This window comes from Mycobacterium europaeum, assembly GCF_034555895.2.
GTDB lineage: Bacteria > Actinomycetota > Actinomycetes > Mycobacteriales > Mycobacteriaceae > Mycobacterium > Mycobacterium europaeum.
In genome coordinates this window covers 156,307-176,745 of the sequence record NZ_CP157316.1, presented here as the reverse complement: position 1 = coordinate 176,745, position 20,439 = coordinate 156,307, and the positions used below count along the sequence as shown (strand labels likewise).

Sequence of the window (20,439 nt, the reverse complement as noted above, 5' to 3'; positions counted from 1 at the left end):
GTTACCGGCTACTCAGCAGCATCGATCCAGCCACCGGCCCGCCGCCCACACCGACTGCCACCACCTCGGGGGTGCGGGGCGCCTGCCGATCGCCGCCCTCGCCCCACAACTGCACACATGCCTCGTGCAGGAAGCCCATTCCGTGCAGTCGCCCGCCGGAGAGTTGACCGCCGCTGGTGTTGATCGGCAGCGAACCGTCCAGTGCGATAGACGAACCGTCGCCGACGAATTCGCCGACCTTGCCGTGCTCGCAGAAGCCCATCGCTTCCAGCCACATGACGGTCAGGAAGGAGAAGCCGTCGTAGAGCTGGGCCATGTCGACATCGGCGGGAGTCAGGGTGGTGTGCTCCCACAGCGTGGCCGCCGAATCGTGCGCCGCCATCGTGGTGATGTCGCCGCGCTGATCCCAGGTCGCCCGCTCGAACATCCCGGGCCCGACGGACTCCACCGTCAGCGGGTGTCGCGGCAGGCCGTTGGCGGCGTCACGGCGCGACACGATCACGGCGGTGGCGCCGTCGCAGGGCACATCGCAGTCATAGAGGCACAGCGGCTCGGAGATCATCCGCGCACCGAGGTAGTCGTCCATCGTCATCGGTTCGCGATAGACCGCATCGGGATTGAGTCCGGCATTGGTGCGGGCGTTGATCGCGATGCGGCCGAGGTGCTCGCGCGTCAGGCTGAAGTCGTGCATGTAGCGCTGGGCGGGCATCGCCAGCCAGTTCGCCGCCGACAGTGCGCCAAAGGGCGCCGTCCATTCCAGGTGCGGGGGCAATTCCCCGCCGCCGAACAGCACCGAGGCCCGACCGCCGCCGGCTTGTTGCGCGGCGGTGGATTCCCATACCGACCGGTAGACCACGACGTGGTTGGCCAGCCCGAGACTGACCGCCATGCACGCCTCGATCGCCGGGCCGATCTGCCCCGCTGTCTCCATCGCGGAGACGTACCAGCGGGTGCGCAGTCCGAGTGCGTTGCGGACCTCTTGGACGGTCGCTCCGGAGAACCCCGCGTCCGGCACACCCGGTCCCGGGTAACTCGCGATCCCGTCTACGTCGTCGACGCTCAGCCCGGCGTCGGCGATCGCCCGCAGCACCGCCTCGAGGGTGAGGTCCAATCCCGTCCGGCCCAGCCTGCGGCCGACCTGCGACTTACCCGCTCCGGTCAGGACGGCCTTGCCGTCGAACGGACCACCGGTCACCATACGAACCGCGCGATCAGTTCGGCCACGGCGGCCGGTTTGTCGACTCCATCGATCTCGACGGTGTGTCGCACGGTCAGGTTCACGGTATCGTCGGCGACCTTGGTGGCGTCGGCGAGCTCGGACCGGACTCGGATGCGGCTACCGGCGGTGACCGCGGACAGGAATCTCACCTTGTTCAGGCCGTAGTTGATGCCCATCTTGGCGTTCTCGACGCGGTAGTTGTCCTTGCTCACACCGGGGATGAGCGAGAGCGTGAGAAAGCCGTGCGCGATCGTTGCGCCGTAAGGACTTTCGGCCTTGGCCTTCTCGACGTCGACGTGGATCCACTGATGATCCATCGTGACGTCGGCGAAGGCGTCGATCCGGCTCTGGTCGATTTCCACCCACCGGCTGACGCCCAGTTCCTCACCGATCGTCGCGAGTGCATCGTCCACGGACCTGATCATTTTCACCGCTGCTCCCAACGTCGCCTGCGCCGATATACCGATATCTATTTAACGGTATAGACTGGCCTCGCTCGTCGGGCAAGCAGCCCGTCAACTCTAACGATCTTGGGAGACACATGGCCACCACCACGTCCCGCGCAGCGATCGTGGCCGCTGCCCGCACACCGATCGGAACGGCGCGCAAGGGCACGCTGGCCAACATGCCCGCGATCGAGCTCGCCAAACCCGTCGTGCAGGCCGTCGTCGAACGCTCCGGACTGGACGCGGCGGACTTCGACGACCTGGTGCTGGCCGAGAGCATGCAGGGCGGCGGCGACAGTGCCCGCTACATCGCGGTGGCCCTCGGCATGCTCGACATTCCCGGGCTCGCCGTGAACCGCCAGTGCGCATCGAGTCTTTCGGCCATCGCCGTGGGCGCCGGGCAGATCGCGTCCGGGATGAGCCGCGCCATCCTGGCCGGCGGTATGGAGTCGCTGTCGACCGGCCCAATCATGCAGAAGCGCAAGCTCTTCACCGCAGGCAAGTCGCCCGAGGACTACGCGCAGTGGTTCCCCGAGTCGCATCCGCCGACTGCGGAAGCGCCCGCCATGGACATGTCCATCACCGTCGCGCACAACTGCAACCTTCAGTACGGGATCACCCGCGAGGACCAGGACAAGTGGGCGCTGCGCAGCCATCAGCGCGCGATCAGGGCCATCGACACCGGGGCGTTCACCGACGAGATCATCCCGCTCCAGGTGCCCCAGGCCGACGGCAGCGTGATTACCTTCGCCGAGGACGAGCATCCACGGCGCGGGAGTTCGATGGAGTCGCTTGCCGGGCTGAAGGTGCTGCATCCTGAGATCGAAGGCTTCACCGTGACGGCAGGAAACTCCTCCGGGATCAACGATGCCGCGGCAGTGGTCGCGCTGGCCAGCCCGGACACCCAGCAGGAAGTGCTGGCAAGCGTGCTGTCCTGGACACAGGTCGGACTGGACCCGACGCGGACCGGCAGCGGGCCGATCAAAGCTATCCCGAAGGCGCTCGAGTTGGCGGGCCGCAAGCTCGAGGATGTTGCACTATTCGAAATCAACGAGGCGTTCGCCGCTCAGGCGGTGGCGTGTGCGCGCGAACTCGGTCTCGACGAGGAGATCGTCAACGTCTACGGCTCGGGCATCAGCCTGGGCCACCCGATCGCCGCAACCGGCGCCCGCATGGTCACCTCGGCGATCTACGAATTGCGCAGGCGCGGTGGGGGTATCGGCGTGCTGTCAATGTGCGCCGGCGGTGGTATGGGTGCCGCGATGGTCATTGAGGTGGCCTGAGATGACCGCACTGATCACCGAGGGACTGTTCTGGGTCGACGGCGGCCGTGCGGTGCTGTTCGCGTCGCGCAGGCGTTCGTCGGGTGCGGTGAAGTTCCCTGCAGAGCGGCCCGAGCTGTTCGACGGCGACTCCGACATTCAGCAGGACATCGAGCCGATCGAATTGTCCACCGCGGGAACGTTGTACACCTATACGACGCAGGAGTTCCCGCCACCGCTACCCTACAAGGGCAATCGGGATCCGAAAGTGTTCCAGCCGTATGTGGTGGGCTTCGTCGAGCTGGCCGAGGGCGTGCTGGTGGAGACGCTGATCGTCGATGCGACTGCCGACGAACTGCGCATCGGCCAGCGCCTGGTCTCGACCACCACCACCCTGGAGACCGCCGACGGTCAGTCGCTGCTGACGTTCGCGTTCCGACCGGCCGAGGAGAGTTAGAGTCCATTCGGTGACGGACCTGGGCTCTCCGCAATTCGGGCTTCATCCCCTGCACGGCGTGCACGAACCCACGACCGGCAATCCGCCGCGCCGGCCGCGATCCGCGCGCCGGACCACCTCGATCGACATGACCCGCGACGAGGGCTCGCTGGATCCGGTGTATCTGAGTGGGCGGGCGCGCGATCTGTGGACAGCCGGCGACGAAACGGCGACCGAACTCGGCTCCGCGACACTCTCGGCCACCATCGAGCTGGTCGCCCGCGTCGTCCGTCACGTCGAGGTGACGCCAGCCGTCGCCGCGATGTCCCGGCTGGCGGGCGCGCCCGCGATGAGCGGGTTTCGCGCGGCGGCCGACAAGGTGGCTCCCGAGCTGCGGCAAGCCCGCGATCTGCGCTATACGCTGCTCGACGACGTTCCGGTCGCGACGCTGATCTCCGGCCACGCGCTGTCGGCATCCAACCTGCTCGGCGACGTCGCGAAGTCCCGGTACTACCTGCCGGTCGCAGACCAGTGTGCGGGTTTCGCGACCGGGGGTCTGCTAATGACGTCCTTCGAGGCGGGCGATCCGGTGATCGTCACCGGCCCGGCGGCTCCCGACCTCGACCACGGCCAAGATCCTGGGGACCCCTGGGCCTGGCACGAAGTGGCGGCCTTGCCGCGCCACGCCATGCGCCGTAGACGGCGCGTCGACGTCTATGAAGAGAGCGCTCGGCGGGTCGGCATCGATGCGATGTTCCGCGACACCTACGTGCGCGGTGACGGGGTGGAGACGATCATCCACGAGTACACCCTGGACGCCGTCGTGGACACCGAGACCGGCGTCATCGTCGATTCGCGGGCCACACCGCGCGTGCTGCCGTGGCAGGAATGCCCCGGAGCCGTCGCCAGCGCTGCGCGAATCACCGGAATGACGTTGCAGGAACTGCACTTTCGTGTGCGTCGAGAACTATCGGGCACCAGTACGTGCACCCACCTCAACGACCTGCTGCGCAGCGTCGCCGACGCTGAGGCGTTGATACGCCTAGTGAAAGCAGCCTGAGCGCGTCAGCGCGGGCCCGGCGTCGCGTCACCCAGCTCGTCGGGTTGAGCGGGAGGTGTGGCCGACTTCGGCCTGGTCGCGCCGTCAACCTCGTCGATGTCCTCGAGGGACGCCTCGTCGGTGATCGGTTGGCTGGTATCGAATCCTGACATGGCTACTGAATAGCCAGAATCCCGGCGCTCAATCCTCTAAGCGTTGGCGAACGAGAACGTCCGTGTGCGGCTAACCGTCAGCGTGGTCACGTGATTCGCTGCGGGTGGCCAGATCACTGTTCCCTGCGAGATCACACCGCGAATGTCCCGATAGGCGGTGAAGGTGTCAGCCACCACGCACGCCTGGATTTCAGCGCGTTGTGCGGCCTCACTACTCACACCGTCAACGATGACGGCGATTGTGGCGGAATCGAAGTCGACCACCCGCGCCGGTAGCGCCAGCAACTGGCCGTCGGTGTCGACGACACAGATCGCGCCGGACGGCCCTTGCGCCAAAAACTCGGCTAGTTCGTCCTCGGCCATCGCAATCGGGCCGGAGCTGCGCGGATTAGGCACGTCGATCGGGGAGATCGGCGGCGCGGATCTGGTTGAGCGTCAGGCCGATGAAGCACCGCTTGCCGCTGAGGAGGCGGTCGCGGACGTTCGTCACGACCGCCTCCGGCACGCGTTGATCCGGTGAGCTTTCGCCGATGAGTTCGTCGACCTCGGCTGCGGACGGTTGGTAGACGGATGCATGACCGCAAACAGAGACCCAACCCTCGTGGTCGCCGACCAAGCAGGCGACCTCGGGAGCGGAGCGCAGGTGTCGGACCTTGGCGCTCTTGGCGTAGGTGGCGAAGTAGAGGCAGCGGGTGGCGGAGCGATAGGCGACCGAACGCATGGCGTAGCCGATCGGACGTCCGGCGCCATCGCGGCAGAAGAGAAACACGCGGTGGTGGGCATGGAGGAGCTCGATGACGTCCGGCGCGTCGAGCGACAGCGGGGTCACGACGCGAGAGGCGTTGCCATCGCGACGATCATCTCCGCGACCACCGCGATCATCTCGTCGCGGTCGACGGCCACGGTCTGCCGGTGCACCGTGTGCCAGGCGCGGTCCAGCAGCCCCATCACCGCGACGCCGATGACGTCTGGCGAGTGTGTGCCGTTTCCGGCAATCGCCTGGCCAAGCTTCCACGACGCCCGAGTCACCATGCGGTTGCGGGAGTTTCGGAAATCGTCGTCGTCGGGCGCCGACTGCGCCGAAGCGAGTACGAACGCACCGTGGTGATCCATGTAGTCGAAGTAATGACCGACCCAGGCCCGGATGTCGGCTGGGCCGAACGCTGCGTCGGCCTCGGCCCATTCCCCGATGACGGCTAGGGCTTCGCGGTAGGCGTTCTTGCCGAGGACGTTGAAGATCTCGCGCTTGTCTTTGAAGTAGGTGTAGAAGCCGGCCCGAGAGATGCCACACGCCTCAGTGATCGCGTTGATCGGCGTGCCTGCGTAGCCGCGTTCCAGAAACAGACGGCGACTGGCGTTCAGGATCGCCGCGCGGGTGCGTTCACCGCGGGTGGGGTCCGATTCCCGTTCGGCGGCCGAAGCCGAGGTCACCGTCATGCGGCGACTTTATATGACAGCGCCGTCAACTGCAATCAATGCACCTATTCGACGAATCATGGCGTGGAATCATCTGAACTTGACACAAGTGTCAAGTTAGGCGAAGCTCATAGCCAAGCCCAAAGTCGAATAGCGAGAGGCACCACGATGACGCAGTTCACCGACGCACCGATCTTCGATGCCGATCAGCACATGTATGAGACCCCCGATGCGCTGACGAAATATCTGCCGAAGGAGTTCCAGCCCAAGGTGCAGTTCGTCCAGATCGGCAGGCACACCCGCATCGCGATCCTGAACAAGATCACCGACTACATGCCGAACCCGACGTTCGAACGGGTCGCGGCCCCCGGCGCGCACGAGAAGTTCTACTCGGGTCAGAACCCCGAGGGCCTGTCGATGCGAGAGATGTCCGGCCGCGGCATCGACACCCCCCCGGGAGCGCGCAACCCCGAAGACCGAATTGCCGAACTCGACCGCCAGGGCGTCGACGCGTGCCTGAACTACCCCACGCTGGCCAATCTGGTCGAGCATTCGGCCGCCGAGGATCCCGACCTGACCGTGGCGATCATCCATGCGCTGAACCAATGGATGCTGGAGCACTGGGGGTTCAGCCATGCCAACCGCGTCTACTCGACACCGGTACTCACCCTGGGACTCGTGGACGAAGCGCGTCGCGAACTCGAGTACATCCTCGACAACGGCGCCAAGGTCGCGCTGATCAAGCCGGCGCCGGTGAATGGCTACAAGGGGTGGCGCTCCCCCGCGCTTCCCGAGTTCGACCCGTTCTGGCGCGACGTCGAGGACGCAGGTCTGCCAATCGTGTTGCACGCCAGCCAACCTCCGCTGCAGGAGTACATCGACAGGTGGGAGCCGCCGTCGACCAGCAGCGCGTTCGAGATGTCGGCGTTCAAGTGGACCGCGCTGGGCCACCGAGAGATCGCCGACATGTTGACCAGCCTGATCTGCCACGGCACGTTGACCCGATTCCCGAAGCTGCGGATCGCCAGCGTCGAGAACGGCAGCGCGTGGATCAAGCCGCTGTTCGACGACCTGCAGTCGACATACGGCAAGATGCCGCAGAATTTCCCCGAGCATCCGCACGACGTGTTCCGACGCAACATCTGGGTCAGCCCGTTCTGGGAGGGTTCCGTGGCCGACGTCGTGCAGACCGTCGGATGGGACAAGGTGATGTTCGGCTCGGATTGGCCGCATCCCGAAGGCTTGGCGGAGCCGAAGCGCTATTGGCAGTACGCCGAGGGTATGGACGAGCGTCGCACCTATGACTTCATGGGTGACAACGCCCGTCGCTTCATGGGGCTGCCGATCGCCAACCCCGACCCGGAGGCCGTCAAGCCCCCGCAATTGGCGAACGCCTGAGGTACACGCAGCGCTAATGGTCCATTTAGTAAGCACGGCTAACTTTTCGGGTAGGCTCGGAATAGCTCGTTTCGCCGAGAGCCACGAAAGGGACCGTGATGGCCAGAACCGACAATGACACGTGGGACATCAATGAGAGCGTCGGCGCTACCGCGTTAGGGGTTGCCGGCGGGCGGGCCGCGGAGACCAGAAGCGCCGATCCGCTGATCAGCGATCCCTACGCAAAACTGTTCCTCGAAGCGGCCGGCGACGGCATCTGGCGGGTTTATCTGGACGATGAGTTACCGGCCGAATTGGTCGGTGCCGATCCACAATTCGAGGACCGGATGCAGGCGATGCTGGGCTATACGGCGTGCCGGACGAAGTTCTTCGACGACTACTTTCTGGCGGCGGCCGGCGAAGGTATCCGGCAGATCGTGATCCTGGCGGCCGGTCTGGACTCACGTGCCTGGCGACTCGCCTGGCCGGCTGGGTGTGTGGTCTACGAGATCGATCAGCCGAAGGTGCTGGAATTCAAGATCGGCACCTTGAAATCGCATGCGGTCGACCCGATCGCTTCTCATGTCAGCGTCGGCATCGACCTCCGTCTGGATTGGCCGAAGGCACTGGCGCAGGCCGGGTTTGACGCGTCGGCCCCGACGGCGTGGTCGGCGGAAGGGCTGTTGCCTTATCTAACAGCCGATGCCCAGGGCCTGTTGTTCGATCGAATCCAGTCGCTCAGCGCTCCCGGGAGCCGTGTCGCGGTCGAAGCGTTCACCAACGAGTTCTTCAGCCCAGAGAGTTTCGCGCGCCGCGAGGAGCAGACGGAACGCTACCGACAGGCCGCAATCAGGCTGGGCGGCAAAGACATTACCGAGTCTGGCAACCTGCTCTATGAAGAAGAGCGAACCGAGGTCGTCGACTGGCTGCAAGCGCATGGCTGGACTGTCACCGCTGCGACGAGCGCAGAGGATCTGATGGCCGCAAGCAACCGAGCCGTCCCGGCAGGCCTCGATGCCGCCGTCCCGGAAAGCGTGTTCATCGAAGGCCGGCTGCGCTGAGGTGACCGTGATTGGCGATCCACGCATCGATCGCCTGCTCGGACGTCACGGGTTGGGCACCCAGGGATGGTCTGGGAAGAACAGGATGCGCGCGATCACTAGCGGGAGGGTCAGGAACACCGCGTACAGGACGTTCATCCCGACGATCCAGGCGACGACCTGGCGTGCGCGCTGCGCCCAGCTGGTGATGACGGGTCGCACGCCCAGCATCCGCTCGAACCACGTGCGCCCGGCGACGTCGCGCCGGTCGAGGCTGGCGACCACTGCGACGGCGAAGATGGCCAGCGGGACACCTTGATAGATCAGCTGCAGACCACCCTTGTGGGTGTGGATGGTCGGTCCGATCGATTCCAGGTACTGGAACCAGTTCGTCACGTAGGAAACTCCGTCCGCCGTCACGAAGTTCCAGAGGATGAACGGAACGAACACGGTGATCGCCAGGGCGGCAAGGTAGTTCGCTGAGGGATAGCGACGCCGGAACCATCGGAACAGGTTCAACACGGCTGCGAATCCGCCGGCAAAGAACCAGCCGTAGCCGGCCAGCACGTACACCGGTTTGTTGGGGGTGGTGTACGGGGTCTTTCCCCAGGGCAGCAGCGCCAGATCCGGGTTGTAGTACAGGTAAGCACCCCAGTCGGCGTAGAACTCCTGCCACCACATGGTGAAGCACCCGATGAACAGCAGCGCAGCCGTGTCGGGCCGGCCATTCTTGCGCCAGCGGTAGAGCAGGAACACGGCCACCAGGCCGAAGGCGATCCACCCGCCAACCTCCACCATCCACGGGACGTTCGACGGAGGTAACGGCCCAGCGGCGTACGCGCCGCGGCCTAGATGTGTCATTGACTATCAGTCGCTCGCCGGCAGCGGCTTGGCTTCCTTGAGCACCAGCGGCGTCGTCCCGACGCTGAGTGAACCGGCGCCGGCCTTGGTGACCAGCACCTCGGCGTCGCCGTCGTCGACGTACCGCTTGCCCATCGTGCTGCCGTCGGCGAAGGCTGGGTCGGGCGCGGCGTCGGCAGACCGCTCGGCGTCCAGCGGCAGCATGGGCCGGCCCCCGCAACGCAGATCGTCCAGGCTCTCAGCGGCTTTGACGACGATCACCTGGGTGTCACACACCTGGCTCTGCATGCGCGTGCCGTTCTTGATCATGTCGGACTCCTTGTTGTTGTCTGGGAGACGGATTCAGTGCTCGGCTGCCGCCGGCTTGAGGTCTTCGAGGATCTCCCGGCGCAGCACCTTGCCGGTCGGCGTGGTCGGCAGCTCATCCCGGAACACGATGCGGTCCGGCGTGCGGGACCCGCGCAGCTTGCTGCGGGCGAACTCGCGCAACTGCTCAGCTGCCGGCGCGGTGCCTGACTCGGGCACGATCACCGCTACGATGGCCTGCCCCCACTCGGCGTCATCCAGCCCGACGACGACAACCTCGCGGACATCGGGGTGCTCAATGAGCACGTCCTCGACCTCCGACGGGGCGATATTCTCGCCGCCGCGGATGATGGTGTCGTCGGACCGCCCTCCGATGAACAGGTAGCCATCCTCATCCAGCATCGCGACGTCCCTGGTCGCGAACCAGCCCTGCGCATCGAGCACCGAACCGATCTCGGTGTAACGGCCCGAGACCTGAGGGCCGCGAACGAACAGCTCACCCGTCTCGCCCGGCCCTAGCACGGTGCCGTCCTCCGCGCGAATCTGCACCTCGATGCCGGGGACCGGTCGACCGACCGAAGTCAGTCGACGGGCGACGGCGTCGTCTCGCGCCTCGTGGGCCAGGCGATGGTCCTCGGGTGTGAGCACCGCAATGGTCGAACTGGTCTCGGTCAGCCCGTAGGCGTTGACGAAGCCGACCTGCGGTAGCAGGTCGAGCGCCCTTCGGACCAGGGGTCGCGCCACCTTCGATCCGCCGTACGCGAAGTTGCGCAGCGTCGGAAGCTCGGCAGACTGCTGCTCGAGGACCGCCACGATGCGGGACAGCATGGTCGGCACCACCGTTGCGGTGGTGACCCGCTCGTCGCGGACCAGTCGAACCCATTCGTGCGGATCGAACCGGCGCAGGTACACGATCGCCCGTCCGGCATACAGGTTTGACAATGCGGCCCCGACCCCCGCGATGTGATATGGCGGGACGCACACCAGCGCCGCATCGGCGGGATCGGCGGAACCGAATTCGACAGTGCCGGTGACATAACTGGTCAGGTTGTTGTGAGTCAGCTCAACGGCTTTGGGCCGCGACGTGGTACCCGAGGTGAACAACACGACCGCCACGTCGTCGGGGTCGGCGAAGACCGAGACGGGCTCGGTGGATCGCGCGGTCTCGATGAACTCGTCGGACGTCATCACCGGCTGGCCGAAACCGGCCACGATATCGCGGTACTCGGCGTCGACCACGACCAACGGCGAGGCCAGCCGATCGATGAGTTCGCGCAGCCCCTCTGGACTCAGCCGATAATTCAGTGGCGTGAACGCCGTGTTCGCGCGCGCCGAAGAGAACAGCAGCAGCGGGAGTAGTGCTCCGCCGGTGCCGACGTAAGCGACATGGGATGCCCCGGATGCGGCGATAACACCTGCACCGCCGTCGGCGAGCTCGCCGAGGTCGGCAGTGGTCAATCGAATGTCGCCGTCCACCACGGCAACCCGGCCGGGATCACCCGACGCCGCCATCTCCAGCAGCAACGAAATACTCAACGCCCCTCAGCCCTCACCTGCGAGTTGATGCCCTAACGCCGTTAGTGCGTAGCGACCCGATTCTAGACCCGCACCGACTAATCAGATATATAGTTATAGGCTTAGTGGTATCTGAGTCAACGCGCGCTCCCGTCGACGGCGGGTTCGACAGTGACGCATGCTGAAGGGAACACAATGAGCAGCAGGCCCGAGATCGCCATCATCGGTGTCGGCCTTCACCCGTTCGGGCGGTACGAGGACCGGTCGGCACTGGAGATGGGCGCCGTGGCGATCAGCAGGGCACTGCGCGATGCCGGGGTGGCGTGGTCCGACGTGGGCAGCCTGTATGCGGGCAGCCTCGAGGTGGCCAATCCCGAGGCGGTGACGGGGTTGGCAGGGATGACTGGCCTCCCGGCGCGGGCCACGTTGAGCGGCTGCGCGACCGGAAACTCGCTGTTGACCCTGGCCGCCCGAGACGTCCAACTCGGCGAAGCCGACATTGCGGTCGGCGTCGGGCTGGACAAGCATCCGCGCGGCGCCTTCGGCGCCGACCCGTCGGTATCGGGGTTGCCGCAGTGGTACGGCGATCAGGGCATGTTCCTGACCACGCATTACTTCGGCACCAAGATCATGCGCTACATGCACGATCACGGCATCACCGAGGAGACCCTGGCCCGCGTTGCCGCCAAGAACTTCGACAACGGAGCGCTGGCGCCGCATGCATGGCGCCGCAAGCCGATGAGCGTCGACGCGATCCTGAGCTCTCCGGTCGTGAACGCACCGCTGCGTCAATACATGTACTGCAACCCGAACGAAGGCGCCGCCGCCGTCGTGGTGTGCCGGGCCGATAAAGCCAAGCAGTACACCGACTCTCCGATCTACCTGCGCTCCACCGCGCTGCGCAGCCGCCGCGAAGGCGCCTACGAACTGCTGCGTACCTCGATCGAGCTGCCGATCGTGCCAGGCACCACCGCCGAGGCCGCCCGCGCCGCCTACGAATTGGCCGGGATAGGTCCCGAGGACGTCGACGTCGCGCAATTGCAGGACACCGACTCGGGTTCCGAGATCATCCACATGGCCGAGACGGGGCTGTGCAAGGACGGCGAACAGGAGGCGCTGCTCGCTGACGGCGCCACCAAGATCGGCGGACGGCTGCCTATCAACACCGACGGCGGCCTGCTGGCGAACGGCGAACCGGTCGGCGCGTCCGGCCTACGTCAGGTCTACGAGCTGGTCCAGCAGTTGCGTGGCATCGCGGGTGACCGTCAGGTGCCGAACGATCCGCAGGTCGGGCTGGCCCAGCTGTACGGGGCACCCGGAACCGCAGCCGTCGCCATCTTGTCCAAGTAGCCGCCATCCCGAAGGGAGTACTGCCGATGACCGACACCCAGGCGGAATCGCGCCCGCGCGCCGAGGTCGACCTCGACCACCACTCGCCCGAGTTTCGCGATGACCCCTACGGCCGGTTCCGTGAGATGCGCGAATCAGGCTGTCCAGTAGCACATTCCGAGCACTACGAAGGCTTCTGGGCGCTGGTCGACTACGCATCGGTTTTCGAAGCGGCCCGCGACGACGACCTGTTCAACTCTTTCCCCTCGGTCGGTGTGCCCGCTAGTGAGCTGCCCTTGCCGATCCTGCCGATCGAGTCGGATCCTCCCGAGACCCAGGAGTTGCGCGAGGTCACCCTCAAGCGGTTCTCGCCGGGTTCGGCGGAACGGTTTCGTGAGTCAGCCATCGAGATGACCAATGAGGCGATCGACGCCTTCATCGAGCGCGGTGAGTGTGACCTGGTCGGTGAGCTTACGACGCCGCTGCCGGCGCGGTTGATCTTGCGGCTGTTGAACTTCGACGAGTCGCGGTTCATGGACTGGGTCGGCTGGGTGCACACCACCGTGCACGACCGTGCCCATGACCCGGAGAAGGCCGGAATCGCGGGGATGGAGATGTTCGGCGAGATCGTCAAGCACATGGAGCAGCGTCGGGCCGAGGGACTCGGTGATGACCTGTTCAGCGACATCCTGCGCGGGACGCTGAACGGCGAACCGCTCGACGATGGCCAGATCACCATGTACACCGTGCTGATGATGCTCGGTGGTATGGACACCACCAGTGGCTTCACCGCCAATGTGCTGTTGCGGCTGTGCAAGGACGCCGAGCTGCGCGCCAAGTTCACCGCTGATCCGAGCCTGGTGAAGAAGTCCACCGATGAGCTGCTGCGCCTGTACACGCCGACGCTCGGCCTGGCGCGCACCGTCTCGCGCGACGCCGACTTTCACGGCCAACACCTGTGCCAGGGCGACCGGGCGATCCTGATGTGGGCTGCGGCGAACCGTGACCCCGCAATGTTCGAGAACCCCGACGAACTCGACCTCGATCGCCCAAATGCCAAGAAGCACATGGCTTTCGGTGTGGGCATGCACCGCTGCCTTGGCTCGCACTATGCCAAGCTGATGTTCGACGTGATGATCACCCAGGTGCTCAAGCGGCTACCCGACTTCGAGTTGGCCGGTGAGGCGAAACTGTTCGAGGACGCGGGCGAGGTGTACGCCGTGCGCGAACTGCCGGTCAGTTTCACGCCCGGGCCGCGGGTGGGCTGACGGCCGGCCGGGACGGGAGAACGCGGTGACGGCTGGCACCATCGCCGGGCTGCTGGACGAGTGTGCCGCCGGCCGGCCGGATCGTCCGCTGCTACGCGACGTCGACGGCGAGACACTCACCGTGTCGCAGGTCGCCGGACTGGCTTCGGCTGCCGCGGGATGGCTGACAGATGCCGGTGTACGTCCTGGCATGACGGTCGCCTGGCAGCTACCCTCACACGTCAACGCGGCGGTGGTGATGCTGGCGCTGGCCCGCATGCCCGTTGTGCAGGCCCCGGTGTTACACCTCTATCGGTGCCGCGAGGTGTGCGCGGCGGTCGACGTCGCGCGCGCTGACATCCTGCTGGTTGATGAGTCGACGGCCGCCAATGCCGCACCAGGGCTACCGACAATCACGGTGCCTGCCGACCTTGTCCGCCGACTCCAGACGTCACCGGCTACAAGCGCCGAGTACGAAGCGCTCCCCTCCGCAGCGGAGCCGCGCTGGGTGTACTTCACGTCGGGCACCACCGGCCGCCCGAAAGCCGTCCGCCACTCCGACGCCACCTTGCTCAGCGCCGCCCGCGGTTATGTCGCGCATCTCGGCGTGGGCAGCCATCCGCGGGAAGTCGGCACGATCGCCTTTCCCATCGCACACATCGGCGGCATGGTCTACCTCGCCACCGCTCTGTTCGGCGACTTTCCCGTGGTGCTCATCCCCAAAGTTTCCGCAGCCGACCTGCCCCGGGTGCTCGCCGAACATCAGGTGACGGTGACCGGAGCGAGCACCGCGTTCTACCAGATGCTGCTGGCCGCCCAGATGGCCGCGCCGACAACCGAATTGCTGGTGCCGTCGCTGCGGATGCTGATCGGCGGGGGTGCCCCGTGTCCGCCCGAGGTGCACAAGCAGGTGCGTGAACACCTACGCGTACCCGTCGTGCATGCCTACGGGATGACCGAGGCGCCGATGATCTGCGTCAGCGAGGCCACCGACACCGACGAGCAACTGGCCAACAGCGCCGGCCGGCCTATCCCTGGATCGCAGGTGCGGATCGGGGCGAACGGCGAGATCGAGTTGCGCGGCGCCAACCTGACAGCGGGATACCTGCAGCACGACCAGTGGGCCGATGCGCTCACCGCCGACGGGTGGTTCCGCAGCGGCGACCGGGGCCACCTTCGCCCGGACGGGCGCATCGTGGTCACCGGCCGCACCAAGGATTTGATCATTCGCAAGGGCGAGAACGTTGCCCCTGACGAGATCGAGAACGAACTGCTGGCCCACCCCCTGGTTGACGAGATCGCCGTGCTCGGCCAGCCCGACGAACTGCGCGGCGAGTTGGTATGCGCGGTCGTGCGTCGTTCGCCACGCCATCGCGACGTCACCCTCGATGAACTCTGCACGTTCCTCGACCAACGCGGGCTGATGAAGCAGAAGTGGCCCGAGCGGCTCGTCCTCGTCGACGAGTTCCCGCTGACAGGGCTCGGCAAGGTCGCCAAGTCCGAGCTGGCCCGGCAGATCGCAGGAGGAACCCGATGACGGCGTTGTCCGCTGACGAGCGTCAGGAACTCGCGCAATCGGTGCGCTCCGCCTGTGAGCGACTGGCATCCGAGGACCGAGTGCGCGCTGTCGCATACGCCGAGGGCAACCGCGGCGGCGGAGACGGGCATTCCGGCTTCGACACGGTGCTGTGGGACGTGCTGTGCAATCAGGTGGGGGTGGCCGGCATCGCGCTGCCCGAACACCTGGGCGGCGCAGGTTACGGAGTGTCCGCGCTGGGTGTGGTCGCCCACGAACTCGGCCGCGCGCTGGCCCCGGTGCCGTTCGTCAGTTCCACGGTGCTGGCCACCGGCCTGCTGCTCGACCTGACCGAGCGCGACCCGGATGCGGACAAGCGACTCACCGGGCTCATCGAAGGTCGCCGCACCGCCGCCGCAGCCCTTACCGGCGACGGCGGGTTGTGGCGACGGTCCGCGGTGACCCTGCGCGCCGCTCGCGCCGGGGGTGATTGGAACATCGACGGCACGGTACGCCACGTGCTGGGCGGCTCCGTTGCCGACGACCTCGTCGTGGTCGCCATCGACGAAGATGGCGAGCCGGCGGTGTTCCTGCTCGACCCGACTATTGACAGCGTCGTCGCGGAGGCCGAACGCGTGCTCGACCGCACCAGGCCGATGGCCACCATCACGCTGAGCTCGGCGCCGGCGCTGCGGCTGTCCGGCGACGCACCCCTTGGCGACGTCGTCGACCGCAACGTCGACATTGCGCTGGCGGTGCTCTCGGCGGAACAGGTCGGCGCCTGCGAGCGGGTGCTCGAGATCGCCACCGACTATGCCCGCACGCGTGAGCAGTTCGGACGGCAGATCGGCAGCTTTCAGGCCATCAAGCACAAGTGCGCCGACATGCTGGTCGATCTCGAGTGGGCGCGCTCGGCCTCACAGGCGGCCCTGGAAGCTCTCGACGATCCGGACTCCGCGGCCGCCGGCGAAGCGGGCTGGCGGGCGAGCATGGCCAAGGCGGTCTGCTCAGAGGCGCTGCGCAACGCGACTAAGGCAAACGTCCAGATTCACGGCGGCATCGGCTTTACCTGGGAGGATTCCGCACACCTGTACTTCCGGCGCGCCCGCACGGACGAGGTGCTCCTCGGCGCCCCGGGCCAGCACTGGGACCGGCTATCGACGCTGGACCCGTCGACTCAGCCGCCGGCTTCGCCAGAAGTGACGAAAGAGCTCAACGATGTCGACGCCCTACGCGCGGAGATCCGCTCTTTCCTGGACAACGCACCCAGGCCGGCCGGCCTCCGGAACTACGGGCCCACTCCCACCGCGGATGACGTCGAAGCCGGCCGGGTCTGGCACCGCTATCTGGCCGACCACGGCTACGCGTGTCTGCACTGGCCGCGCGAGTTCGGCGGTGCCGCAGCAACAGTGACGTACCAGGCCGTCTTCGCCGAGGAGTGCGCGCGAGCCGAAGTGCCCCGTCAGCTCAACATCACCGGCGCTGACCTGGTCGGACCGGTGCTGATCAAGTTCGGCAGCCAGGAACAGAAGGATCGCTTTCTGGAGCCGATCAGGCTGGGCGACGATGTCTGGTGTCAGCTCTTCTCCGAGCCTGGCGCCGGGTCAGATCTCGCCGGTGTGCGTACCCGTGCCGAGCGCACCACGACCGGCTGGCGGATCGATGGTCAGAAGGTGTGGAGTTCGGCGGCCGCCTCGGCCCGCTTCGGGCTGCTGCTCGCCCGCACCGGCCCGGACAAGCACCGTGACTTGTCGATGTTCGTTGTGCCCATGGATATCCCGGGGGTGACGGTGCGCCCACTGACCCAGATGGACGGTGAGAGCAAATTCAACGAAGTCTTCTTCGACGGCGCCGAGCTCGACGAAGATGCCCTGATCGGTGAAGTCGGTCAGGGCTGGACAGTGGCGATGGTGACGCTGGGCCGTGAGCGCCTGACGTTGGGTTCGCAGGCCGTATCGATGTTCCGGTTGCACGAGCGCATGGTCGATGCGGCCCGGGAACACGACCTGCTCGACCCGGTGCTGTCCAGGTCGATGACCCGATTGTGGGCCAGGATGTGGCTGCTGCGGTTCACCTGGCAGCGCGCCATCGACTCGGGTGACCTGACGTCGCCGGCCTTCTCGGTGCTCAAGCTGATGACCTCGGAAACCGATCAGGACCTGGGTGACATCGCCACCGAGGTGCTCGGTACCGACGCGTGCACCGACCCCGAGGAGGACGGCCTGGTGCACCACATGCTGATCGGTCGAGCGCAGACTATCCTGGGCGGAACCAGCGAGATTCAGTGCAACATCCTCGGCGAGCGAGTGCTCGGACTTCCCAAAGAACCGCGATGACAGCGGGTTTGAACCCTTTGACCAGGGTCGACTTCACCGCCGCGTTGCGCGCTGCGCTGCGCCCCGGAATGACGGTTGTCCTCGGCGACGGAGTTGGCGCGCTGGGCTGCCTTGACGACGGCGGCTCGGTCGGCGCGGCGCTGAGCGCCGCGGCCAGGGAGGTCGGCTCGGTGCGGCTGGTACTGGGCTGGCTGCCCGCCCCGATCGACGGCCTCGACGCAGACGCGTTCGGTGAGGTGGTTGCGTTGATGCCCGGGTGGGGTGTGCGTGAGGTGCTGCGCAGCCCGAAGGCGCGGTTCCTGCCGACGCGGCTGGCGGCGATTCCCGCCCTGCTGGCCGATGTGCTGCGGCCCGACGTGCTGCTCACCCGGCTGGTCCGCCGGGATGGCTTGCTGCACTTCAGCACCGAGGTGTCCTGGCAGCGCGCGGTAACCGACAGCGGGACAAGGACTCTCGCGATCATCGACACCTCGGCGCCCGCAGCGGCTGCCGAGCCTGGACTCGGCCCGCCGGGCCTCGAGGTACTTGGCACTGTGCGGGGCGGCCCACTACGAGTACCGCAGCGCGAGCCCGAGCCGATCCACGAGGCGCTCGCCGATGCGGTATTGCGGTTGCTGCCAGAGGGCGCCCGGATCCAGTACGGACCCGGCCAGCTCGGCACCGCACTGCTGCGACGGGCACAGGTGCCGTTGTATATCGACACCGGGCTACTCACCGACGCCGTCGTCGACTTGGACCGGCGCGGCCTCTTGGCGGGCACTCCGTCGGCGACGTATCTGCTGGGCAGCGACGCGCTCTACGACTGGGCCGACGGGCGCCGGATCCTGCGCGGACTCGACTACACCCACGACCTCACCCGGCTGTCGCGTGGTGCACCGCTGGTCGCGGTGAACACCGCCATCGAGATCGACCAATACGGGCAGGTCAATGTCGAAGGCGTGCGCGACAAGGTGGTTGGTGGTATCGGCGGACATCCCGACTATTGCGCCGCCGCCCGAGTGAGTAGCGGCGGACTGTCGATCATCGCCGTTCCGACGCGGGTGAACGGGCGCTCACCCCTGGTCGAGCAGCTCAGCAGGCCCACTTCCACCCCCGCCCACGACGTCGACCTGATCGTCACCGAGGCCGGGTACGTCGACTTGCGCGCGGCAGACTGGCCCCAGCGCCGCACACTGATAGCCGAATTATTCACGGAATGAAGGAGATAACGCGCAATGCCTGAAGGTCCGCTGACCGGTAAGGTCGTCCTGGTCACCGGAGGTGGACGGGGTATCGGCCGCGGCCACTGCCTCGAGTTGGCCAAGCAGGGCGCGGCCGTCGTTGTCAACGATCCAGGCGTCGGCCGGGACGGTTCTAGCAGTGACGAGGAAGGTCCCGCGGCGGACGTCGTCGCCGAGATCGAGGCGTCCGGCGGCAAGGCCGTCGCGCACACGGGTTCGGTGTCGGCGTGGGACGACGTCGCCGACATGATCTCCACCGCCATCGACACTTTCGGTTGCCTGACCGGAGTGGTGAACAACGCGGGCATCCTGCGGGATTCCATGGTGGCCGCCTCCCGCGAGGCCGATTGGGACGCCGTCATCGCCGTACATCTGAAAGGCACCTTCGCCGTCACCCGACATGCCTGCGAGTACTGGCGTGCTCAGTTCAAGGCAGGCAACCCGATTGACGCGCACATCGTCAATACGGTGTCCGGCGCGGGCTTGTGGGGCAATGTCGGGCAGAGCGCTTACGGCGCGGCCAAGGCCGCGATCGCCAACCTGACGCTCGTCACCGCGATGGAGGCACAGCGTTACGGTGTTGCGGTCAATGCGATCTCGCCACTGGCGATGTCGCGAATGACCGCCGATGTCTTCGGCGCCCGGGCTGACGATCCCGCGCTGGATCCCGCCCGCAGCTCCGCTGTGGTGGCCTGGCTGCAATCGGCGCAGTCGTCGTGGCTCACCGGACAGATCCTGCGCATCAACGGCGACAAGCTCACCCGCATCGAGGGCTTCACCGAAGCGCCCGGCGCTTACCACGCTAAAGATGGTGCTTCGCTGACCTTTTCCGAGATCGGACAGGCCGTCAGCTGGCTCTACGCGACTTCGCCCCGCGGACTGGCCGGACCGCTGCCGACGGCCTGAGCCCCGAAGAGATTACGGCGCACCGCCATCGGCGTAGATGGTCTGGCCGGTAACGAACGCGCAGATGTCCGATAGCAGGAAGGCGATCAACGCGCCGATCTCATCGGGCTGTCCGGGGCGCCCGAGCGCGGCGTCGAACCCGAAATCCTCCACCAGTGCCCGCTCGAGGGCCTCGTCGTAGGGATAGCCCTTGCTTTCAGCGACGTATCCCCGGATGGCATGCAGCGCATCGGTTTCCACGGCGCCGGGGGCTACGCTGTTCGCCCGGATGCCCGATTTGCCATGGGTGCGCGCGATGCCGCGGGTGAAGGTGGCAACGGCCGCCTTGAGGCTGGCGTAGGGCAGCCGGGGCTCGTGCGGCGAGCGCGCCGAGTACGCGGCGGTGGTCACGATCGCGCCTCCGTTGACCGCGAGGTGCGGCAGTGCCGCCTGCACGCTGCGGACGGTGGCCAGCAAGACGTCGTGAAACGCGGTGTCCCAGGCGTCGTCGTCGGAGTCGATCGGCATCATTCCGGCGGTGCCCATAGTGACCGCGATGCCGTCGAGCCTGCCGAGAAGCCGCACAGCCTCGTCGACCGCGGCCACCGCAGCTCCGGGCTGACTCACGTCGAAGACCAGGTCATGCGCCGAGGCAGCACCCGCTGCGGCGACTTCTTCCGCGGCGTTCTTTCCCCGCTGTGGATCGCGCCCGACCACGACGACCGACGCACCCTCGCGAGCCAGCGCCCGTGCTGCCGCCAGTCCCATGCCGGCCGTCCCGCCGACGACGACATAACCCTTGCCGCGCACTCCCAG

Annotated in this window: 21 protein-coding genes and 1 pseudogene; 12 read left to right on the top strand and 10 right to left on the bottom strand. The window is 66.6% G+C overall.

What is annotated here, in order from left to right; genetic code table 11:
- Position 1: 1 nt before the first annotated feature.
- Complete coding sequence (locus tag U8D42_RS27890; RefSeq protein ID WP_009953788.1) at positions 2-1,198, bottom strand: thiolase family protein; 1,197 nt, start codon at positions 1,196-1,198, stop codon at positions 2-4.
- Positions 1,192-1,650: a MaoC family dehydratase gene (locus tag U8D42_RS27885; protein WP_009953787.1), complete on the bottom strand. Its 459-nt coding sequence runs from the start codon at positions 1,648-1,650 to the stop codon at positions 1,192-1,194. The genes U8D42_RS27890 and U8D42_RS27885 overlap by 7 nt, the downstream gene beginning before the upstream one ends.
- A 110-nt stretch (positions 1,651-1,760) precedes the next feature.
- Between U8D42_RS27885 and U8D42_RS27880 the strand changes: the two genes are divergently transcribed.
- From U8D42_RS27880 to U8D42_RS27870, 3 genes are read left to right on the top strand one after another with little or no spacing between them, the layout of a single operon-like run.
- Complete coding sequence (locus U8D42_RS27880) at positions 1,761-2,948, top strand: thiolase family protein (RefSeq protein WP_009953786.1); 1,188 nt, start codon at positions 1,761-1,763, stop codon at positions 2,946-2,948.
- Position 2,949: 1 nt separating this feature from the next.
- Positions 2,950-3,384 (top strand): Zn-ribbon domain-containing OB-fold protein, encoded by a 435-nt coding sequence (locus tag U8D42_RS27875; protein WP_322860548.1) that lies wholly within the window; start codon positions 2,950-2,952, stop codon positions 3,382-3,384.
- Between the two features lie 10 nt (positions 3,385-3,394).
- Entirely contained in the window at positions 3,395-4,423 is a 1,029-nt protein-coding gene (locus tag U8D42_RS27870) for a DUF2889 domain-containing protein (RefSeq protein WP_322860549.1), read from the top strand.
- 5 nt (positions 4,424-4,428) lie between these two features.
- Here the strand turns inward: U8D42_RS27870 and U8D42_RS27865 are convergent, their stop codons facing one another.
- Genes U8D42_RS27865 through U8D42_RS27850 form a run of 4 tightly spaced genes read right to left on the bottom strand, consistent with a single transcriptional unit; the run spans position 4,429 to position 6,012 of the window.
- On the bottom strand, positions 4,429-4,575 hold the full coding sequence (locus tag U8D42_RS27865) for a hypothetical protein (RefSeq protein WP_009953781.1): 147 nt from the start codon (positions 4,573-4,575) through the stop codon (positions 4,429-4,431).
- 36 nt (positions 4,576-4,611) lie between these two features.
- A complete protein-coding gene (locus U8D42_RS27860; RefSeq protein ID WP_322860550.1) occupies positions 4,612-4,938 on the bottom strand; it encodes a hypothetical protein in 327 nt (108 codons plus the stop codon).
- 25 nt (positions 4,939-4,963) lie between these two features.
- Complete coding sequence (locus U8D42_RS27855) at positions 4,964-5,404, bottom strand: pyridoxamine 5'-phosphate oxidase family protein (protein ID WP_085289242.1); 441 nt, start codon at positions 5,402-5,404, stop codon at positions 4,964-4,966.
- Positions 5,401-6,012, bottom strand: coding sequence for a TetR/AcrR family transcriptional regulator (locus tag U8D42_RS27850; RefSeq protein WP_009953778.1), 612 nt, complete (start codon positions 6,010-6,012; stop codon positions 5,401-5,403). Before U8D42_RS27850 ends, U8D42_RS27855 begins: the two co-directional genes overlap by 4 nt.
- 147 nt (positions 6,013-6,159) lie before the next feature.
- Between U8D42_RS27850 and U8D42_RS27845 the strand changes: the two genes are divergently transcribed.
- Together U8D42_RS27845 and U8D42_RS27840 are read left to right on the top strand one after the other, a co-directional pair.
- Positions 6,160-7,389: an amidohydrolase family protein gene (locus U8D42_RS27845; RefSeq protein WP_009953777.1), complete on the top strand. Its 1,230-nt coding sequence runs from the start codon at positions 6,160-6,162 to the stop codon at positions 7,387-7,389.
- Positions 7,390-7,487: 98 nt separating this feature from the next.
- Positions 7,488-8,429 carry a class I SAM-dependent methyltransferase gene (locus tag U8D42_RS27840; RefSeq protein ID WP_009953775.1) on the top strand — a complete coding sequence of 314 codons (942 nt, stop codon included), beginning with the start codon at positions 7,488-7,490 and terminating at the stop codon, positions 8,427-8,429.
- A gap of 45 nt (positions 8,430-8,474) precedes the next feature.
- Here U8D42_RS27840 and U8D42_RS27835 read toward each other — a convergent pair whose 3' ends face one another.
- From U8D42_RS27835 to U8D42_RS27825, 3 genes are all read right to left on the bottom strand, one after another.
- Positions 8,475-9,206, bottom strand: a complete 732-nt coding sequence (locus U8D42_RS27835; protein ID WP_009953774.1) for a spirocyclase AveC family protein — start codon at positions 9,204-9,206, stop codon at positions 8,475-8,477.
- Between the two features lie 69 nt (positions 9,207-9,275).
- Positions 9,276-9,578 (bottom strand): hypothetical protein, encoded by a 303-nt coding sequence (locus U8D42_RS27830; protein WP_322860551.1) that lies wholly within the window; start codon positions 9,576-9,578, stop codon positions 9,276-9,278.
- 33 nt (positions 9,579-9,611) lie between these two features.
- The gene (locus U8D42_RS27825) at positions 9,612-11,111 is read right to left on the bottom strand and encodes a class I adenylate-forming enzyme family protein (protein WP_322860552.1); all 1,500 of its coding nucleotides are present in this window, start codon (positions 11,109-11,111) and stop codon (positions 9,612-9,614) included.
- Positions 11,112-11,285: 174 nt separating this feature from the next.
- On the opposite strand from U8D42_RS27825, the gene U8D42_RS27820 reads away from it, so the two are divergent.
- The 7 genes and pseudogenes from U8D42_RS27820 to U8D42_RS27790 all read left to right on the top strand — a co-directional run bounded on the left by U8D42_RS27820 (position 11,286) and on the right by U8D42_RS27790 (position 19,644).
- Positions 11,286-12,440 carry a thiolase family protein gene (locus U8D42_RS27820; RefSeq protein WP_009953771.1) on the top strand — a complete coding sequence of 385 codons (1,155 nt, stop codon included), beginning with the start codon at positions 11,286-11,288 and terminating at the stop codon, positions 12,438-12,440.
- Positions 12,441-12,466: 26 nt separating this feature from the next.
- A complete protein-coding gene (locus U8D42_RS27815; protein WP_009953770.1) occupies positions 12,467-13,687 on the top strand; it encodes a cytochrome P450 in 1,221 nt (406 codons plus the stop codon).
- Between the two features lie 25 nt (positions 13,688-13,712).
- On the top strand, positions 13,713-15,203 hold the full coding sequence (locus tag U8D42_RS27810) for a class I adenylate-forming enzyme family protein (protein ID WP_083175175.1): 1,491 nt from the start codon (positions 13,713-13,715) through the stop codon (positions 15,201-15,203).
- Positions 15,200-16,303 (top strand): annotated as a pseudogene (locus U8D42_RS27805) (acyl-CoA dehydrogenase family protein); the annotation flags it as partial. The gene U8D42_RS27810 and the pseudogene U8D42_RS27805, both read left to right, overlap by 4 nt.
- Before the next feature lie 78 nt (positions 16,304-16,381).
- Positions 16,382-17,518, top strand: a complete 1,137-nt coding sequence (locus U8D42_RS27800; protein ID WP_322860574.1) for an acyl-CoA dehydrogenase family protein — start codon at positions 16,382-16,384, stop codon at positions 17,516-17,518.
- Positions 17,515-18,717: an acetyl-CoA hydrolase/transferase C-terminal domain-containing protein gene (locus U8D42_RS27795; RefSeq protein WP_083175171.1), complete on the top strand. Its 1,203-nt coding sequence runs from the start codon at positions 17,515-17,517 to the stop codon at positions 18,715-18,717. The genes U8D42_RS27800 and U8D42_RS27795 overlap by 4 nt, the downstream gene beginning before the upstream one ends.
- A gap of 15 nt (positions 18,718-18,732) precedes the next feature.
- Positions 18,733-19,644: an SDR family NAD(P)-dependent oxidoreductase gene (locus U8D42_RS27790; protein WP_047322077.1), complete on the top strand. Its 912-nt coding sequence runs from the start codon at positions 18,733-18,735 to the stop codon at positions 19,642-19,644.
- A 12-nt stretch (positions 19,645-19,656) separates the two neighbouring features.
- Here U8D42_RS27790 and U8D42_RS27785 read toward each other — a convergent pair whose 3' ends face one another.
- A complete protein-coding gene (locus U8D42_RS27785) occupies positions 19,657-20,433 on the bottom strand; it encodes an SDR family NAD(P)-dependent oxidoreductase (RefSeq protein ID WP_083175170.1) in 777 nt (258 codons plus the stop codon).
- Between the last annotated feature and the right edge of the window lie 6 nt (positions 20,434-20,439).

Excerpts from the sequence above, each read along its gene's own strand:
- U8D42_RS27890 (WP_009953788.1), bottom strand. The coding sequence starts at position 1,198 with ATGGTGACCGGTGGTCCGTTCGACGGCAAGGCCGTCCTGACCGGAGCG.
- U8D42_RS27880 (WP_009953786.1), top strand. The coding sequence starts at position 1,761 with ATGGCCACCACCACGTCCCGCGCAGCGATCGTGGCCGCTGCCCGCACA.
- U8D42_RS27875 (WP_322860548.1), top strand. The coding sequence starts at position 2,950 with ATGACCGCACTGATCACCGAGGGACTGTTCTGGGTCGACGGCGGCCGT.
- U8D42_RS27865 (WP_009953781.1), bottom strand. The coding sequence starts at position 4,575 with ATGTCAGGATTCGATACCAGCCAACCGATCACCGACGAGGCGTCCCTC.
- U8D42_RS27860 (WP_322860550.1), bottom strand. The coding sequence starts at position 4,938 with ATGGCCGAGGACGAACTAGCCGAGTTTTTGGCGCAAGGGCCGTCCGGC.
- U8D42_RS27850 (WP_009953778.1), bottom strand. The coding sequence starts at position 6,012 with ATGACGGTGACCTCGGCTTCGGCCGCCGAACGGGAATCGGACCCCACC.
- U8D42_RS27845 (WP_009953777.1), top strand. The coding sequence starts at position 6,160 with ATGACGCAGTTCACCGACGCACCGATCTTCGATGCCGATCAGCACATG.
- U8D42_RS27840 (WP_009953775.1), top strand. The coding sequence starts at position 7,488 with ATGGCCAGAACCGACAATGACACGTGGGACATCAATGAGAGCGTCGGC.
- U8D42_RS27835 (WP_009953774.1), bottom strand. The coding sequence starts at position 9,206 with ATGGTGGAGGTTGGCGGGTGGATCGCCTTCGGCCTGGTGGCCGTGTTC.
- U8D42_RS27830 (WP_322860551.1), bottom strand. The coding sequence starts at position 9,578 with ATGATCAAGAACGGCACGCGCATGCAGAGCCAGGTGTGTGACACCCAG.
- U8D42_RS27820 (WP_009953771.1), top strand. The coding sequence starts at position 11,286 with ATGAGCAGCAGGCCCGAGATCGCCATCATCGGTGTCGGCCTTCACCCG.
- U8D42_RS27815 (WP_009953770.1), top strand. The coding sequence starts at position 12,467 with ATGACCGACACCCAGGCGGAATCGCGCCCGCGCGCCGAGGTCGACCTC.
- U8D42_RS27795 (WP_083175171.1), top strand. The coding sequence starts at position 17,515 with ATGACAGCGGGTTTGAACCCTTTGACCAGGGTCGACTTCACCGCCGCG.
- U8D42_RS27790 (WP_047322077.1), top strand. The coding sequence starts at position 18,733 with ATGCCTGAAGGTCCGCTGACCGGTAAGGTCGTCCTGGTCACCGGAGGT.